Annotated in this window: 16 protein-coding genes; 12 read left to right on the forward strand and 4 right to left on the reverse strand. The window is 54.5% G+C overall.

Annotated elements, in window-relative coordinates; all coding sequences use genetic code 11:
* The first annotated feature begins 4 nt into the window (after positions 1–4).
* The 11 genes from ftsB (at position 5) to lpxL (ending at position 9,560) form a co-directional block, all read left to right on the forward strand.
* Positions 5–343: a cell division protein FtsB gene (gene ftsB / locus ACUVOF_RS06130; RefSeq protein WP_447043497.1), complete on the forward strand. Its 339-nt coding sequence runs from the start codon at positions 5–7 to the stop codon at positions 341–343.
* Entirely contained in the window at positions 340–1,041 is a 702-nt protein-coding gene (ispD, locus tag ACUVOF_RS06135) for a 2-C-methyl-D-erythritol 4-phosphate cytidylyltransferase (protein WP_447043498.1), read from the forward strand. Before ftsB ends, ispD begins: the two co-directional genes overlap by 4 nt.
* A 50-nt stretch (positions 1,042–1,091) precedes the next feature.
* Positions 1,092–1,580, forward strand: a complete 489-nt coding sequence (gene ispF, locus ACUVOF_RS06140) for a 2-C-methyl-D-erythritol 2,4-cyclodiphosphate synthase (RefSeq protein WP_447043499.1) — start codon at positions 1,092–1,094, stop codon at positions 1,578–1,580.
* The gene (gene truD / locus ACUVOF_RS06145; protein ID WP_447043500.1) at positions 1,573–2,604 is read left to right on the forward strand and encodes a tRNA pseudouridine(13) synthase TruD; all 1,032 of its coding nucleotides are present in this window, start codon (positions 1,573–1,575) and stop codon (positions 2,602–2,604) included. The genes ispF and truD overlap by 8 nt, the downstream gene beginning before the upstream one ends.
* 194 nt (positions 2,605–2,798) lie before the next feature.
* Positions 2,799–3,545 (forward strand): 5'/3'-nucleotidase SurE, encoded by a 747-nt coding sequence (surE, locus tag ACUVOF_RS06150; RefSeq protein WP_113269165.1) that lies wholly within the window; start codon positions 2,799–2,801, stop codon positions 3,543–3,545.
* Positions 3,532–4,209, forward strand: a complete 678-nt coding sequence (locus tag ACUVOF_RS06155; protein WP_447043501.1) for a protein-L-isoaspartate(D-aspartate) O-methyltransferase — start codon at positions 3,532–3,534, stop codon at positions 4,207–4,209. The genes surE and ACUVOF_RS06155 overlap by 14 nt, the downstream gene beginning before the upstream one ends.
* Positions 4,206–5,165 carry a DUF368 domain-containing protein gene (locus ACUVOF_RS06160; protein WP_447043502.1) on the forward strand — a complete coding sequence of 320 codons (960 nt, stop codon included), beginning with the start codon at positions 4,206–4,208 and terminating at the stop codon, positions 5,163–5,165. Before ACUVOF_RS06155 ends, ACUVOF_RS06160 begins: the two co-directional genes overlap by 4 nt.
* Positions 5,166–5,172: 7 nt before the next feature.
* Entirely contained in the window at positions 5,173–6,246 is a 1,074-nt protein-coding gene (locus ACUVOF_RS06165; protein WP_447043503.1) for a peptidoglycan DD-metalloendopeptidase family protein, read from the forward strand.
* A gap of 166 nt (positions 6,247–6,412) precedes the next feature.
* On the forward strand, positions 6,413–7,387 hold the full coding sequence (gene rpoS, locus ACUVOF_RS06170; protein ID WP_447043504.1) for an RNA polymerase sigma factor RpoS: 975 nt from the start codon (positions 6,413–6,415) through the stop codon (positions 7,385–7,387).
* Between the two features lie 146 nt (positions 7,388–7,533).
* Entirely contained in the window at positions 7,534–8,634 is a 1,101-nt protein-coding gene (gene alr / locus ACUVOF_RS06175) for an alanine racemase (protein WP_447043505.1), read from the forward strand.
* An 11-nt stretch (positions 8,635–8,645) separates the two neighbouring features.
* On the forward strand, positions 8,646–9,560 hold the full coding sequence (gene lpxL / locus ACUVOF_RS06180) for an LpxL/LpxP family Kdo(2)-lipid IV(A) lauroyl/palmitoleoyl acyltransferase (RefSeq protein WP_447043506.1): 915 nt from the start codon (positions 8,646–8,648) through the stop codon (positions 9,558–9,560).
* Between the two features lie 64 nt (positions 9,561–9,624).
* Here lpxL and speD read toward each other — a convergent pair whose 3' ends face one another.
* From speD to ACUVOF_RS06200, 4 genes are all read right to left on the reverse strand, one after another.
* Positions 9,625–10,419, reverse strand: coding sequence for an adenosylmethionine decarboxylase (speD, locus tag ACUVOF_RS06185; RefSeq protein ID WP_447043507.1), 795 nt, complete (start codon positions 10,417–10,419; stop codon positions 9,625–9,627).
* A 265-nt stretch (positions 10,420–10,684) separates the two neighbouring features.
* Positions 10,685–11,104: an OsmC family protein gene (locus ACUVOF_RS06190; protein ID WP_447043508.1), complete on the reverse strand. Its 420-nt coding sequence runs from the start codon at positions 11,102–11,104 to the stop codon at positions 10,685–10,687.
* 96 nt (positions 11,105–11,200) lie between these two features.
* Positions 11,201–11,866 carry an N-acetylmuramate alpha-1-phosphate uridylyltransferase MurU gene (gene murU, locus ACUVOF_RS06195; protein ID WP_447043509.1) on the reverse strand — a complete coding sequence of 222 codons (666 nt, stop codon included), beginning with the start codon at positions 11,864–11,866 and terminating at the stop codon, positions 11,201–11,203.
* Complete coding sequence (locus ACUVOF_RS06200; RefSeq protein WP_447043510.1) at positions 11,863–12,873, reverse strand: aminoglycoside phosphotransferase family protein; 1,011 nt, start codon at positions 12,871–12,873, stop codon at positions 11,863–11,865. The genes murU and ACUVOF_RS06200 overlap by 4 nt, the downstream gene beginning before the upstream one ends.
* 70 nt (positions 12,874–12,943) lie before the next feature.
* On the opposite strand from ACUVOF_RS06200, the gene ACUVOF_RS06205 reads away from it, so the two are divergent.
* On the forward strand, positions 12,944–15,394 hold the full coding sequence (locus tag ACUVOF_RS06205) for an LPS-assembly protein LptD (RefSeq protein ID WP_447043511.1): 2,451 nt from the start codon (positions 12,944–12,946) through the stop codon (positions 15,392–15,394).
* The last annotated feature ends 23 nt before the right edge of the window (positions 15,395–15,417 follow it).

Raw genomic sequence — 15,417 nt, forward strand, 5'->3', positions numbered from 1 at the left:
AATGATGCGCAAATGGCTAGTAATGACATTGCTCGCAGTGCTAGCGCTTCTTCAATACGAGTTGTGGTTAGGCAACGGCGGTTGGAGCGATTTGCAGCGCGTAGAGCAGCGGGTCGCGGTGCAAGAGGCCGCCAATGTGCCTATGCGCGAGCGCAATGCGCGACTGGCAGCTGAGGTGACAGATTTAAAAACCGGCTTAGATGCCATTGAAGAGCGTGCCCGTAGCGATATGGGCATGGTGCGTACTGACGAACAGTTCTTCTGGGTGCCAGGCGTGGCGATTGAAAATGAGCTGATCGGCATCAACGCGGGGCTAGTCACGCCTCAGGAGCTGCCGCAGTGAGTCAAACCTGGCTAATTGTTCCTGCGGCGGGTCAAGGGCGCCGAATGGGAGCCGATAAGCCCAAGCAATATTTAACCTTGGCCGATGATCAGCCGGTGCTGGCACATACGCTGGCCCGCCTACACGGCGCCTTTCCTAGCGCCCGTTTGGTGCTCTGTTTAGATGCAGATGACCGCTGGTTTTCACCGCAGTGGGTGCCCTTTACAAATTGGCAGCGTGTGGCGGGCGGTAGCGAGCGAATGGACAGCGTATTAAATGCGCTGCATGCCATGACGGCCACAGATGACGACGTGGTCATGGTGCACGATGTAGCACGTCCCTGCATTACCGAGGGCGACCTGCTGGCGCTCTATCAGGCCGCCACGACAAATCCTGCCGGCGCGCTCCTGGCCATGCCGGTCGCTGATACCATGAAGCGCGCCGATGACCAGGGTTTGAGCATGAAAACCGAGCCCCGGGAGCATCTATGGCACGCCTTGACGCCCCAGGGGTTTCGCTATGCGTTGCTGCGCCGTGCCCTTGAAACTGCCCGCCAGCGGCAGACCGTGGTGACTGATGAGGCCTCGGCCATTGAAGCCTTGGGCGAGAGTCCACTACTAGTGAGCGGACGACGCGATAATCTGAAAATTACTCACCCGGACGACTTAGCGCTGGCAGCAGCCATTCTGGCGGCGCAAGCTGTTCATCCATCTGCCTAGGCGTAATAAGCAGATGTTGATTAAAAGAGCTAAATAAATAGGAGCTTATAATGCGTATCGGCCACGGATTTGATGTGCACCGTTTCGGCCCCGGCGATCATTTAATGATCGGTGGCATCAAGCTGCCATTTGAACACGGCTTTGTGGCCCACTCCGATGGCGATGTGCTGTTACACGCCGTTAGCGATGCATTATTGGGGGCCTGTGCACTGGGCGATATTGGCCACCATTTCCCCGATACTGACCCAGCATGGGCGGGGGCCGATAGCCGTAAGCTGTTGCGTCATGTGGTTTGCCTTGTTCAGGCACAAGGCTATAGGGTCGTTAACCTTGATGCCACATTGTTGGCGCAAGCACCTAAAATGGCGCCTCATATCGAGGCAATGCGGGCCGTCATTGCTGCTGATCTAGGCATTGCGCTAAGTCAGGTCAACGTAAAAGCCACGACCACCGAGCGGCTGGGGTTTACCGGGCGCGGTGAAGGCATTGCTGCTGAGGCAGTCGTATTGCTTGGTCGTGCAGAGGCGCTCAATGATTAATATGCCTGAGTGGCAGCGCTGTTTGGACGCTCAATTCGGTCCGCCCAAGCCGGGTCAGTACCGTGCGAAGCCGGAAGATTTTTGGGTCGATGAACAGCTTGATTTTACGCCCGAGGCGCATGGCGAGCACTTGTGGTTGCGAGTGGAAAAACGCAATCAAACTACGTTGGATGTGGTAAGAATATTAGGCTCGCTTTGTGACGTAACTCCACGTGATATTGGTTACTCGGGTATGAAAGACCGTATTGCCGTGACCCGCCAGTGGTTGAGTGTGCATTTGCCCGGTCGTGATGCGCCGTCATCGCTCGCGCATTCGCTTAACGCGCAAGGAATCGCTGTCGTTGAGCAAGCGCGCCACCCGCGTAAGCTTAAACGCGGTGTGCATCGCACTAACCGGTTTGTCTTGCGCCTTAGCGGTGAAGCCACTGAAAGCGAAGATTTTACCGGCCGCTGGGAGACACTTTGTCAGTATGGTGTGCCTAACTATTTTGGACCCCAGCGTTTTGGTCATAAAGGACATAATCTTCAGCGCGCAGAAGCGTTACTTAACCGAGGTTGGCGTAAACGTGACGACCGGCAAGGTATGATGCTCTCCACAGCACGCAGTTTTTTGTTCAATGAACTACTCAGTGCGCGCATTACGGATGGTACATGGTCGCAGCCTCTGGCGGGCGATACCTTAATGCTGGACGGCACGCAAAGCGTGTTTAGTATTGACGCCACTGATGCGACGCTCATGGCCCGCGCGGCTGCGCTGGATGTTCATCCCACCGGCGTGCTTTGGGGCGTTGGCGGCGCTGGCCAGGGTGACGCTGCTAGCTACGAAGCACAGTTATTGCAACAATATTCCGCGCTTTGTAGTGGCCTAGAACGCAGCGGGATAAAGCAAGCGCGCCGCGCACTGCGTATGCGGCTGCTCGAACCACAGCTTGCTTGGGAGGCGGGTGCCGTTAGGCTTTCGTTTGTCCTGCCGCGCGGTAGTTTTGCCACGGCCGTGCTTGGAGAGCTGCTAGTGGCGAATTGATGATGGGGAAAAGAGAATATTAAAAAAGAGAGCACTAAAAAGAGAGCGTTAAAAAAAGAGTATTGAATTGATAGTGGTGAGCTGCTTTAGCCGTCAAAACTGTTATAAGTAGTCAGAAAGGTTAGTAAAAGTGATGGATATGAGCCGCCACGTTTCGCACTTATGCTTTTGAGCTTATGAATAGGGAGCCCGCCATGCGGCGACTACTGCTTTCAAATGATGATGGGGTGCACGCGCCTGGATTGCGAGCACTGCATGATGCACTGCTGGCGCATGCCAATATTCGTGTAGTGGCCCCTGACCGAGACCGTAGCGGCGCCAGTAATTCGCTCACTTTATCACGGCCACTCTCGTTGATGCCGCTCGACAACGGTTTTTATAGTGTTGATGGCACGCCCGCTGATTGCGTTTATTTAGGTGTTAACGGCGTATGGGACGAAAAACCAGATTTAGTTATCTCCGGCATTAACCACGGCAGTAATCTGGGCGATGATGTGCTCTATTCTGGGACCGTCGCGGCGGCCATGGAAGGACGCAATCTAGGTATGACCGCCATTGCCATGTCGCTATGTGGAGAGCGCCATTTTGCTACTGCGGCAAGAGTCGCCGCCACCTTGATTGGTGCCGCGGATCAGCTTTCTTTACCGCCGCGTACGCTGCTCAATGTCAATGTACCTGATGTGCCCTGGGAGGAAATTAAAGGCGTTAAGGTTACTCGATTAGGTTATCGAGGACCGGCAGAGAAACCATTGCCGGTTCAAGATCCGCGTGGGCGTACGCGCTACTGGATTGCGCCCGTAGCAGCGAATGCTGATGATGGGGAAGATACAGATTTTGCCGCCATCGAAGCGGGGTATGTGTCGATTACCCCTCTACAAACAGACCTTACGCGCCACCCCGCGCGTAATGATGTGCAGGATTGGTTGGATGTTTTTGCCTGATATTTCCCCAGGTGAACTGCGTGGTCGCGGTATGACCTCTCAGCGCACCCGTGACCGTATGGTCGAGCGCCTCATGCAACAGGGTATTACCGATGCTCGCGTATTGGAGATTATGGCCAATGAGCCGCGTCATTTATTTGTCGATGAGGCGTTGGCGCATCGCGCTTATGAAGATACCGCCTTACCGATTGGCTTTGGCCAAACGTTATCGCAACCGTTCATTGTGGCGCGCATGACGGAGCTTGTCTTGCGCGCCGCACCGCATCGAGTATTGGAATTGGGCACGGGTTCCGGCTACCAAACATTAGTTCTGTCCCGGTTGGTCGAGCAATTGTACTCCATCGAACGCATCAGTGCGCTGCACGAGCGGGCAGCGGAGCGCTTGCGACGACTAGCGGCACCGGCCACGTTAGCGGTGGCGGACGGCGGCTATGGTTGGCCTGAAGTGGCACCGTTTGACGTGATTTTATTGACCGCCTGTGCTCAGACGCTACCCACATCGCTATTAGAACAATTGAGTCACGATGGGGTGCTGATCGCCCCGTTAGAAGAGTCTGATGGCAGCCAATGGCTTACACAAGTAAAGCGCATTGGCAGTGCCTTTGAAAAACGCCGGCTTGAGCCCGTGCGTTTTGTACCCTTACTACAAGGAGTGGTGGATTGAAGCGGCAAACCTTGGGAATATTTTTACGAGGCGCAGGGATGGGGGCTGCCGATGCGGTGCCCGGCGTGTCAGGAGGTACGATTGCGTTTATTAGCGGTATTTATGAAGAGCTGATTAACACCATTAAGCAGTTTGGCCCAAGTGCCATTAGCGCATGGCGTCAAGGAGGCTGGCGGGCCCTGAGTCACCATTTAAATCTCGCCTTTCTCGTGCCGCTGTTAGCCGGTGTGGCGGTTAGCCTGTTTAGTGTCGCGCATCTGGCGCTATGGTTAATGGCGGCGCATCCGCTACTGCTGGATGGTTTCTTTTTTGGCTTGGTTGCCGCCTCAGCGTTGGTGGTAGGGCAGGCAAGTGTCGGCTGGAAACTCTGGTATCTGTTACCGTTGCTGGCGGGCTTATTGCTGGCCCAAACGTTGCCAGGCATGATGCCGCTGGTACTGTTGCTGGGTAACGAGGCGCTAGTCGTTATGGTAGCAGGCTGCATTGCGATTAGCGCCATGCTGCTACCCGGTGTATCAGGCAGCTTTCTCTTGCTGACAATGGGGCTCTACGGCACCATTATGGGAGCGATTCGTAGTTTGGATCTGGGAATCATTGTGCTGTTTGGAATGGGCTGCGTCGTTGGCTTAGCGCTGTTTTCACGGTTGCTGTCCTGGCTATTAAGACGCCACCACACTTCCACTATGCAGCTTTTACTAGGCTTTATTGTCGGCTCGTTACCGGTGCTCTGGCCTTGGCGCGAACTATTGCGCTACCAAATGGGGCCGGAAGGACAAATGATTCCTCTGGAGCACCGTTATTTGCTACCTGCTGACTATGCCGTATTAACTGGTGATTCGGCGCAAGTGGCTGGCGTTGTCACGCTAATGGCCTTAGGTGCGCTTATTGTAGTGCTACTCAATCGGCACGCAGATCGTCGACCAACCGATACCAAGCTTGGCGCTGAAAAGGAGTAAGGGTTATATGCATAAAGGTTACAAACTTAAAATACTCATGATGTCGGTGCTGACCTTAGCCATTGCTGGCTGTGCCAGCCAACAAGGTGGAAGTCCCCAGGTGCGTGATTTAAGCCAAGCCCGCCAGGCGCTGGAAAACTCGCCCCAATACACCGTCAAAGCGGGTGATACCCTGTATGGCATTGCATGGCAGCACAATTTGGATTATCGGCAGTTGGCGGCAATCAATAACATTGATGCGCCTTACCAAATTCGGCCGGGGCAAACCATTGCCCTGCGTGAAGATGCCTCGTCAATGGCTACTGCAAGTAACCAGCAGACTGAAAGCTCCTCTGGTGGCGGTGGCGCGGTGGCAACCGGACTGAATCCGCAGGCGGCTTCCGTGGCCAGTAATGACCAGGAACTCGATTGGTTGTTGCCTGACGAATCAGCCATTCAGCGCAACCAGCGCCTGACTGCTGAACGCGACGCCGTAGATGCGGCTGAACAAGTAGCGGAATCCTCTAGCAACACGCCTGCCTCGACGCCAGAGCCTGAAGTCGTCGCGGCTGCTGATCCTGAACCTGCTCAGCAGTCAGAGCCTCAGCCAACATCCGAACCAGAGCCGTCACAAGAACCCGAACCCGAAACCGAAACACAACCCGAAGCGGCTCCGGCCACACAAAGTGCCAGTGCAGAACGCTCGTCGCGTACCTATACGCCCGCCGAAACGATTGATTGGCAGTGGCCAGCCGATGGTAGCGTAGTTGGAGAATTTGGAGAGGGCGATAGTATCACTGCCGGGATTGATATCGCTGGTCAAAAGGGGCAACCTGTTAAAGCGGCTGGCCCTGGTATCGTGGTATATGCGGGCAGTGGCGTAAGGGGCTACGGCAACCTTATTCTCCTCAAGCACAACGACCAATTCCTGAGTGCGTATGCACATAATGATAGTTTGCGGGTCAGTGAAAATGACGTGGTAGAGACGGGTGAAGTCATTGCCACGATGGGTGATAGTGATGCGGAGAACGTGAGGTTGCACTTTGAGGTTCGTCGTGATGGGCAACCTCAAGATCCCATGGATTTTCTGCCTTCCCGCTAGTGCACTCACCGATAGAGTGAGAAAACAGCGTTTAACTTGGAAGTTGCCCGAATCGCTGAATTCGAGCGTCATATAACAATTGTCACATAACAATATGGTGTGCGCCCTTGAGCGCCCATCTTTGACTTTCTAAATGGCGGATAGGCGACAAACGAGGGGTAAAGCCATGAGTATGTTGGAGAAAGATCTACAGGAGGTAGACCTGGATGCTGCCGAGGAAGCGCTTGAAGATACCGATGCCGAGATTACGGTAGAAGAAGATGCTTTTGAGAAAGCGCTAGGGCGTGAGGATCGTCAATCGGCCCAAAGCTTGGACGCAACGCAAATCTACCTCAACGAAATCGGTTTTTCACCGCTGTTAACACCTGAAGAGGAAGTCTATTACGGTCGCTTAGCACGAAAGGGGGACCCTTTAGGTCGTTCACGGATGATCGAATCCAACTTGCGGCTGGTGGTTAAAATTGCCCGCCGCTACCTTAACCGCGGTTTAACGCTGCTGGATTTGATCGAAGAGGGCAATTTGGGTTTGATCCGCGCGGTGGAGAAGTTTGACCCCGAGCGGGGCTTTCGTTTTTCGACTTATGCCACTTGGTGGATTCGACAGACCATTGAACGTGCGTTGATGAATCAAACGCGAACCATTCGTTTGCCGATTCACGTGGTCAAAGAACTCAATATTTATCTGCGCGCGGCACGTGAATTAACGCAGAAATTTGACCATGAAGCGACTGCCGAAGAGATCGCCGATCATCTGGATAAGCCGGTCGAGGTCGTTAAAAAGATGCTCGGCCTTAATGAGCGTGTGTCGTCGGTCGACTATCCGATGGGAGGTGAAAGCGATAAACCGCTGATTGACACGTTGGCCGATGACGAAGTACAGGGCCCAGAAGCCTGCTTAGTGGATGGCGATGTTAAAGAGCACGTTGATCTTTGGCTGGATGAGTTGAGCGAAAAGCAGCGTGAAGTCGTAGTGCGCCGCTTTGGGTTGCGTGGTCATGAGTCGGCGACCCTTGAAGAAGTGGGCGCTGAAATCGGCCTGACCCGTGAGCGAGTGCGCCAGATCCAAGTGGAAGCCCTCAAAAAACTGCGCCGCTCGTTAGAAAAACAGGGCCTTTCCCTGGAAGCTCTGTTTGAAACGTAGGCGACGTTTGTTAGGAAGCTAAACGAACGATAGAAAGCGTCACCCCTTGAAGCCGGGCGAGTGCCATTGAGCGCTTACTCGGCTTTTTATTGTTGCACTTTTTATTGCTAAGTTTTTTATGCTGAAACAGGTAAGTGAGAGAGCATATGCGCCCCCTTGTGGCTGATATTGATCTGGACGCGCTGCGCCATAATTATCAATTGGCGTGCCGCTGCGCGCCAAAAAGCCGCTCAGTGGCCGTTATCAAAGCCGATGCTTACGGTCATGGTGCGCTAGCGTGCGCTCAAGCGCTTGAGCGCGATGCCCCGGCGTTTGCCGTCGCTTGTATCGAAGAGGCGATCACCCTACGCCAGGGAGGAATCACCACCCCCATCGTATTGCTAGAAGGTATTTTTAGCGCCGATGAGCTGGCGCTTGTGGATGCCCACGGCTTTTGGATCGCGGTACACAGTCAGTGGCAGGTGGATGTCCTTTTGGCGGCGACGCCGAGTCAGCCTATTCCAGTGTGGTTAAAAGTCGACTCAGGCATGCATCGCTTAGGCTTTGCCATCGAAGAGGCTGCTGCCATCTGGCGCAAGCTTAGCGCAGCGCCGAATGTGACGGCGCTTCACCTCATGAGCCACTTTGCCACCGCCGATTTGCAAGATAGCCGCTATTTCAACCAGCAAATGGCACGCCTTCAGGGGCTTGCCAATGAACTGGATGCGCCACTCTGTCTAGCCAATTCCCCGGCCACGCTGGCGTGGCCAGTTGCGCATGGTGACTGGAACCGGCCGGGTATAATGCTATATGGCAGCGACCCTTTGGAAGTCGCCAATGACATCACCCAGCAACTGCAGCCGGTGATGACCCTGCGCTCAGAAGTCATTGCCATGCGGGAGTTAGAAGAGGGCGAGCCCGTCGGCTACAGCGGGCGCTGGCGTGCTCCGCGGCGTTCACGTATTGCAGTTGTGGCCTGTGGCTATGGCGACGGTTATGACCGTCATGCACGCGACGGCACGCCGGTACTGGTGAACGGCCAGCGCTGCGCCATTGCCGGTAAGGTTTCTATGGATATGCTCACCGTGGATGTCACGGACGTAACCGATACCGTGATTGGCAGCGAAGTCGTGTTGTGGGGTAGAGCCAGTAACGGCGTGATACTGCCGGTGGATGAAGTGGCTCGCTACTGCGATACAATCAGCTATACACTGCTGACGGGGGTGCTGCCTCGGGCACCGCGGCGTTATCATGGGCGTTCTGCTTAACGGTTGGTGCTATGTCGAAATCACGTTACCCCCGCTCATTCGCCCACCCGCGTTACTGGCCTACCTGGTTCGGAATTGGCGCTATGTATGTCGCCGCCTGGTTGCCTTGGCGATTAAAACTGGCCATTGGTAAAGGCCTTGGGTTACTCGCTTGGCGCTTTGCCAAGCGGCGGCGGCATATTACCGACACCAACATAGCGCTGTGCTTTCCCGAAAAAAACGCCGATCAACAGCGGCAACTAGTCAAAGAGTCATTTATCGCTAATGGCATTGGTCTTGTTGAAACCGCGACGGGCTGGTGCTGCGATAGGGAAAGCCTGCGCCATCGAGTCGCTTATATCGGCGAAGAGCACATGGCCCATGCGCAAGCGCAAGGCAAAGGGGTGCTTGTGATAGGTATTCATTTCTCGACACTGGATCTAGGCGGTGCATTGCACTCACTCTTCTTTCCTGCCGATGTCGTATACCGCCCCCATAATAACCCCCTATTTGAGCGTTTTATGACGCGTGCGCGTTCACGTATTTTCGGGCAAGCGATTGATCGTCACGACTTACGCGGTGCGGTACGGCGTATTAAGGCTGGGCACACCGTATGGTATTCCCCCGACCAGGATTTTGGTCGTGATGTTAGTGTTTTTGCGCCGCTCTTTGGCCAGCAAGCAGCGACTATCCGCTTAACGGCCAAGCTTGCACGTATGACCGGCGCGCCGGTGGTGCCGATGATGTTTCATCGCAACCCCGATAACGCGACATATACAATTGAAAGCTTACCTGCTTTGGAAAATTTTCCGAGCGATGATGAGGTCGCCGACGCGACAAAGGTCAACCAGTTTATTGAACAAGCCATTCGCAAGCACCCTGAGCAGTATCTTTGGCTGCACCGACGCTTTAAAACGCGCCCCGAAGGTGATTCCGGCGTCTACTAACCAAAGGTTGGAGCATTAAAAAAAGCCAGCAGTTAGCTGGCTTTTCGGCATGCAGAGACTGCGTTTAATCCAAATTGCGGGAGTAAAAAATCTCAAGCATCTCTTTACGCAAACGGCTCTCAATGTCTCGCGCTTCTTCGAAGGTAATATCGCGCCGCGACGTGCCAAACAGATAGTTATCCAGTTCGAAATCTTTGAGCAGCATCTTGGTATGGAACATGTTTTCCTGATACACGTTGACGTCCATCATCTGATACGCATGCTTGGTATCTTCGGCAAGGTAGTCTTGAATGGAAGTAATGCCATGATCAATAAACAGTTTTTTGCCATCTACATCACGGGTAAAGCCGCGCACCCGGTAATCCATGGTGACGATATCGGAGTCAAAGCTGTGAATTAGATAGTTCAGCGCTTTTAACGGGCTGATATGACCACAGGTGGAGACATCGATATCCAGGCGGAAAGTGCTGATGCCGTTGTCGGGATGCGACTCTGGGTAGCTGTGCACCGTCACGTGGCTTTTATCCAAGTGCCCGACCACTGTTTCCGGCAGCGGGCCCGGGCCCGGTTTGATCTGCTCGGGGGCCGTGCCATCCAGCTCATGCTCGGCAATCAGAATCGTTACGCTGGCGCCATGAGGTTCGTAGTCCTGGCGGGCGATATTGAGTACATGAGCACCAATAATATTGGTAACGTCTTTAAGAATCTGCGTCAAACGCTCGGCGTTGTAGAGCTCATCGATATAGTCGATGTAAGCCGCACGCTGCTCTTCGGTTTTGGCGTAACAGATGTCGTAAATATTAAAGCTCAACGAGCTTGTCAGGTTGTTAAACCCATGGAGTCGGAGATTGTCTGTCATGTCCGAACCTCCTTATGGCAGATGAAGACACCCCGACGAGCCAGCGCCGGAACCGATAAGACGTTGTCACCATCGCTGCGGTGTAACCACCCTGCCAGGCAACCAAGCAGAGCCGTCACGGCGCAGTTGAAGGAGAAACGAGCGGGCGTATTATGCCCGTCCAGACGGCGGGTTGCATCCGACTGAACTACTTTTTTTGCCGCCACGGTTAAGTGGACGGCGAGGCGAGGCGAGGGCGCTGAGCGCTGGTCGCGCAAAAAGCGGCTCAAGCCTCCATAATCTCAAAGGAGTGCGTGATCTCTACGCCGCCATTGACGAGCATGATTGACGCACTGCAATATTTTTCAGCAGAGAGTTCCACCGCGCGTGCAACCTGCTTTTCTTTCAGTGCGCGTCCGGTTACCACGAAATGGACATGGATCTTGGTGAAGACAGCGGGCACTGCATCGGCGCGTTCGGCATCTAGCTCAGCTACACAGTCGGTGACATCGGCACGCGCTTTATCAAGAATATTTAAAATATCAAAAGCGGTGCAGCTGCCCATGCCCATCAATAGCATTTCCATGGGCCGGGGGCCCGTGTTGCGGCCTCCATGGTCGGGCGGGCCGTCGATCACAACGCTATGCCCACTGCCGGATTCCGCCACAAATTGACGGCCTTCTGTCCATTTTACCCGTGCTTTCACGCTGCTCTCCTCATCTAGGCGACGAAAGGTAAGTTGCGCAGCATAACATTTCTTGGCCTGCGCGCCTCTCTTACCCGTTGCTCTTATCCTCCTGGATCAGTTTCCATGGCGTAAGTGATTCTCCAGCTCAGCAAGCCGCTCAGGTGTTCCTACATCGACCCAGTGCCCTGGGTAATGTTCACCACTCACCTGTTGGTTCTCAATGGCGGCCCTGAGCAGTGGCGCCAGGGGAAAGGCTCCCGGTGGCTGCCCGGCGAGTAGTGCGGGGTGGATCATACTGATACCCGCGTAGGTCAAGCGCTCAGTGCTGGTTTGATTAACGCGCCCTGTCATTAACCCGAAATCCCCGTCGGGATGGTGTAGCGGGTTTTTCACCAGCACCAAGTGGGCTAAATCGTCGCCTTTTAGCGCTTGCGGGTTGGGGAGTGCTTCGCACCAGATATCGCCGTTGATAAGTAGAAACGGTTCTTTGCCCAGCAATGGCAGTGCTTGCTGAATACCACCGCCCGTTTCCAGTAGCGTAGTTTCCCGGCTCCAATGAATGTGTAACCCAAAGGCGCCGCCATCGCCGAGTGTATTGATGATCTGCTCGGCACGGTAGCTGACATTGATGACGACTTCATTAATGCCCGCCTCGCGAAGCCGTTCCAGGTGGTGCACGATGAGCGGCTTGCCCGCCGCGGGCAGCAGCGGCTTGGGGCAGTGGTCGGTGAGGGGGCGCATCCGCTTGCCAAGCCCTGCGGCTAGAATCATCGCTTTCATGACGGTATTTCCGCTAATCGCTTCATGATGGCAGGCCGTAAGATGAGTTTGATCCACTTCGCGAACTCCGCCTGTTCGGTCAGAAAGGCAAGGCTATCTTCCAAATGATCCAGAAAGTGAGGCAAGCGCTTCAAGTAGCCACTCTTTTGATCACGCAGGGTTAAACGACAGAAAATTCCCAGTACTTTCAGCGAGCGCTGGGCAGCCATGGCGTGACACTGAATCAGAAATGTTGCCAAATCCACACGACTGGGAAGGCGGCCATCGCGGCGTGCCTGCTGATAAAAGATGCCTACGAAGTCAGCAAACTGCTCATTGGTAAAACGGCAGTAGCGACCCCGCAGCAGCGAAATAACATCGTAGCTAAGCGGACCCGCCACCGCATCCTGGAAGTCGATCATAAATAGGCGCTGGTCATGTACCATCAGGTTCATGGCGTCGAAATCACGGTGCACGCTGACGACCGGCTGCGCTAACGCTTGTTGAATAAGCTGCTCGCGCGTAGCCTGCCAGCTTTCGGGTAGTGTTAACTGTAGCCAGGCGCCGAGACACCATTCCGGAAACAGGTCGAGCTCGCGACCCAACAGCGCCGAGTCATAATCGGGCAGTGATTCAGGACTTGCTCGGTTTTGCAGCTCGGCGATCAGCCTGAGAGCCTGCGTATGGTAAGCCTGCGTGGTAGCGTCATCTGTAAATACATTCTGTAGCGGTGTGTTGCCTAAATCATCCAGCAGCAGAAAGCCCTCCGCTAAGTTGGCGGCGTGGACCTTGGGAACCGGCAGACCAGCGCTGTGCCAGCGGGTGGCGATGGTTACAAAAGGCTGGGAATCCTCTTTCTCAGGAGGGGCATCCATCACCACTTGGGTGGTGCCATTGGGCAATGTTAAGCGGAAATAGCGACGAAAACTCGCATCGCCTACGGCAGATGAAAGCGTGATATCGGCCTCTGAAAGGCCATTTTGTTGGGCAGCCCACGTGGTGAGGGCGTTAATCCGATAAGAGGACATGCAAGCTCCTTGCTGGTCGGGCATCATGCGGGCTGTATAATACCGATTCTGGATGCCAAGGATAACGAACATGGGCAAGCGATTTTCACGCACGTTGCCAGTTGCGCATACGCTGATGGGCAGTTTGCTTGCTAGCGCCTCGTTTACGGCGGTGGCTCAAGGTCAAACCATGTCCGCTGAAGCGTTGGATTGGAAAGCCTGGAGTGAGGAAGAAGCGGCTAGCCAATTGTGCCGGGGGCGCTATGTCATGCCCAACTACCGCTTACCCGCGGAAGAAAACCCGGAAACACTCTCGCTTGAGGCTAGCGACGTGGATTACGCCGCCGACGGCGAGGCGCTGTTGCGCGGTGATGTTGTGCTGCGTCGCGGTAGGGAAGAAGTGGAAGCGGAGCGTGTCTTTTTACCCGCCGATCGCCAGCAGGTTAATGCTGAAGGTAATATCGCCATACGCGACGGGCGTGCGTTGGTACGCGGCGAGCAGGCGATGCTCAGGCTAAACGAAGACCGCGCGACGCTAGCTAATAGCCACTATGTGCTATACGAACAGCATTTACGTGGCCAAGCACGACAGTTAGAGCAAACCGGCGAAAATGAGTACCGGCTACAAGATGCAAGCTTCACAACCTGTGATCCGGGCGCAAACAGCTGGGAATTGGTCAGTAGCGATATCCGCTTGTATCAGACAGAAGGTTACGGTACGGCGCGCCATGCGCGTTTGCGTGTAAAAGACGTACCAGTATTTTTCTGGCCATGGTTACGTTTCCCTATTGACGACCGCCGCCACACCGGGCTGCTCTCGCCGAAGATAGGTTTTTCATCGGATGGTTTTGATTACGCTCAGCCGTTTTATTGGAATATCGCACCCAATCACGATGCTACCATCACGCCGCGTTGGATGAGCGACCACGGCTTGCTGATGAACGGTGAATACCGCTATTTACTTGAAGAAAGTTCAGGCATCGTCGAAGGCGGCTATTTAAATAGTGATAACGGTGGCTCTGGTGGCGGAGAAAATCGCTTTGAAGGAGATGACCGCTGGTACGTGGATGCCCGTCATGCAGGTCGCGTGAGCGAGCGTAGTAATTATCGTTTACGTTATGGGGCCGCCAGCGACGGGCGCTACTTTGATGACTTTGGCGGTGAGTTTGGCGATAGCGATCACGCCAGTATGGAGCGTTTGGCTCAGGTCGATTACCGCGGCCAGCGCTGGCAATTAGACGCCCGCGCCCAAGGTTTCCAGCGTTTGGAAGATCCGCTCGGCGATAGTGATAAACCCTTTTATCAATTGCCCAGTCTAAGCGCTAACGCTAATTGGCAGTTTGATAATGGGCTTTATACCCAATGGCGTTCCAACGCGACCTATTTTTGGCGCGATGTGGATGAGCGCCGCGTGCCGGAGCGTGAAGCGGCCACTGGTAGCCGGTTGCATCTCGCTCCCGTTATTGGTTGGCGCTTTGAGCGGCCTTGGGGTTACCTGGAGCCACGTACCGAACTGTGGAACACCATTTACGAATTGGATTATGGCGAGCGCGACACGGAGCGTGATGATTCGCCCAGCCGCAGTATTGCGCTTACCTCAATCGACAGCGGACTGTTTTTTGAGCGTGAGCTCGCCCTCGGCGGGCGCGAATATCATCAAACTTTAGAACCGCGGCTTAATTATGCTTATGTGCCACGCACCGATCAGAGCGATTTGCCCGACTTTGATAGCCGCGAACGCGCTTTCTCATGGGATCAGCTCTGGTCAGCTCAGCGCTTTTCTGGCACCGATCGCGTTGGCGATCTCAACCGACTCTCTTATGGCGTTCAATCGCGGCTAGTGGAAGATGCGTCCGGTCGTGACCGGCTCTCGTTCGGGGTAGGACAAAGTGTTTATTTTGATGAACGCCGTATTGATAGCGAAGGTGATGCAGATACGTTGCCGGACCGACCGGAAAATAACCCCAGCGTTAATCCTGAAAGCCGCTACCAGGCAACCCGGGATCGCTCGCCATTGGTTACCCGCCTTGACTGGCAGATCAATGATCGCTGGAGCAGTGGCTACGAATGGCTCTACGATGATCACCGTGATCGCACCGAGCACTCAAGTGTTGATGTACGTTATCGTCATCCCGAAGGGCACGTAGTGAACCTTGGCTACCGATGGGAGATCGAAGGATTCGATCCCGGCGTTTTACCGGGCGAAGATGGCTATCGCGACTATAACCGCGAAGAGTGGGATCTGTCTTTTGCCTGGAAAGCCAGTACTAACATTGATTTGATTGGCCGCTACCTGCACGATCAAACTAATGATCGCTCGCTTGAGCAACTAGCAGGCGTGCAATGGAACAACTGCTGTTATGGCCTCCAGCTCGTCTGGCGTGAATGGGTCGATGATAATGACAACGCGCGTATCGACGATGACTTTAACGATCGCGGGCTATTTTTGCGCTTCGTATTTCGTGGTTTAGGCGGCGTAGGTCAGGAGGCGGACAGCTTTTTTGAACAATCCATTCCTGGCTATCGACCGACTGCCCTGTAAATGACTTCCATAGAATGGCTAAT

It is taken from the genome of Vreelandella sp. H-I2 (assembly GCF_052959335.1).

What these genes read in the sequence shown, in the direction of transcription:
- ftsB (WP_447043497.1), top strand. Translation starts at nt 5, where the DNA reads ATGCGCAAATGGCTAGTAATGACATTGCTCGCAGTGCTAGCGCTTCTT.
- ispF (WP_447043499.1), top strand. Translation starts at nt 1,092, where the DNA reads ATGCGTATCGGCCACGGATTTGATGTGCACCGTTTCGGCCCCGGCGAT.
- truD (WP_447043500.1), top strand. Translation starts at nt 1,573, where the DNA reads ATGATTAATATGCCTGAGTGGCAGCGCTGTTTGGACGCTCAATTCGGT.
- surE (WP_113269165.1), top strand. Translation starts at nt 2,799, where the DNA reads ATGCGGCGACTACTGCTTTCAAATGATGATGGGGTGCACGCGCCTGGA.
- ACUVOF_RS06155 (WP_447043501.1), top strand. Translation starts at nt 3,532, where the DNA reads ATGTTTTTGCCTGATATTTCCCCAGGTGAACTGCGTGGTCGCGGTATG.
- ACUVOF_RS06165 (WP_447043503.1), top strand. Translation starts at nt 5,173, where the DNA reads ATGCATAAAGGTTACAAACTTAAAATACTCATGATGTCGGTGCTGACC.
- rpoS (WP_447043504.1), top strand. Translation starts at nt 6,413, where the DNA reads ATGAGTATGTTGGAGAAAGATCTACAGGAGGTAGACCTGGATGCTGCC.
- alr (WP_447043505.1), top strand. Translation starts at nt 7,534, where the DNA reads ATGCGCCCCCTTGTGGCTGATATTGATCTGGACGCGCTGCGCCATAAT.
- lpxL (WP_447043506.1), top strand. Translation starts at nt 8,646, where the DNA reads ATGTCGAAATCACGTTACCCCCGCTCATTCGCCCACCCGCGTTACTGG.
- speD (WP_447043507.1), bottom strand. Translation starts at nt 10,419, where the DNA reads ATGACAGACAATCTCCGACTCCATGGGTTTAACAACCTGACAAGCTCG.
- murU (WP_447043509.1), bottom strand. Translation starts at nt 11,866, where the DNA reads ATGAAAGCGATGATTCTAGCCGCAGGGCTTGGCAAGCGGATGCGCCCC.
- ACUVOF_RS06200 (WP_447043510.1), bottom strand. Translation starts at nt 12,873, where the DNA reads ATGTCCTCTTATCGGATTAACGCCCTCACCACGTGGGCTGCCCAACAA.
- ACUVOF_RS06205 (WP_447043511.1), top strand. Translation starts at nt 12,944, where the DNA reads ATGGGCAAGCGATTTTCACGCACGTTGCCAGTTGCGCATACGCTGATG.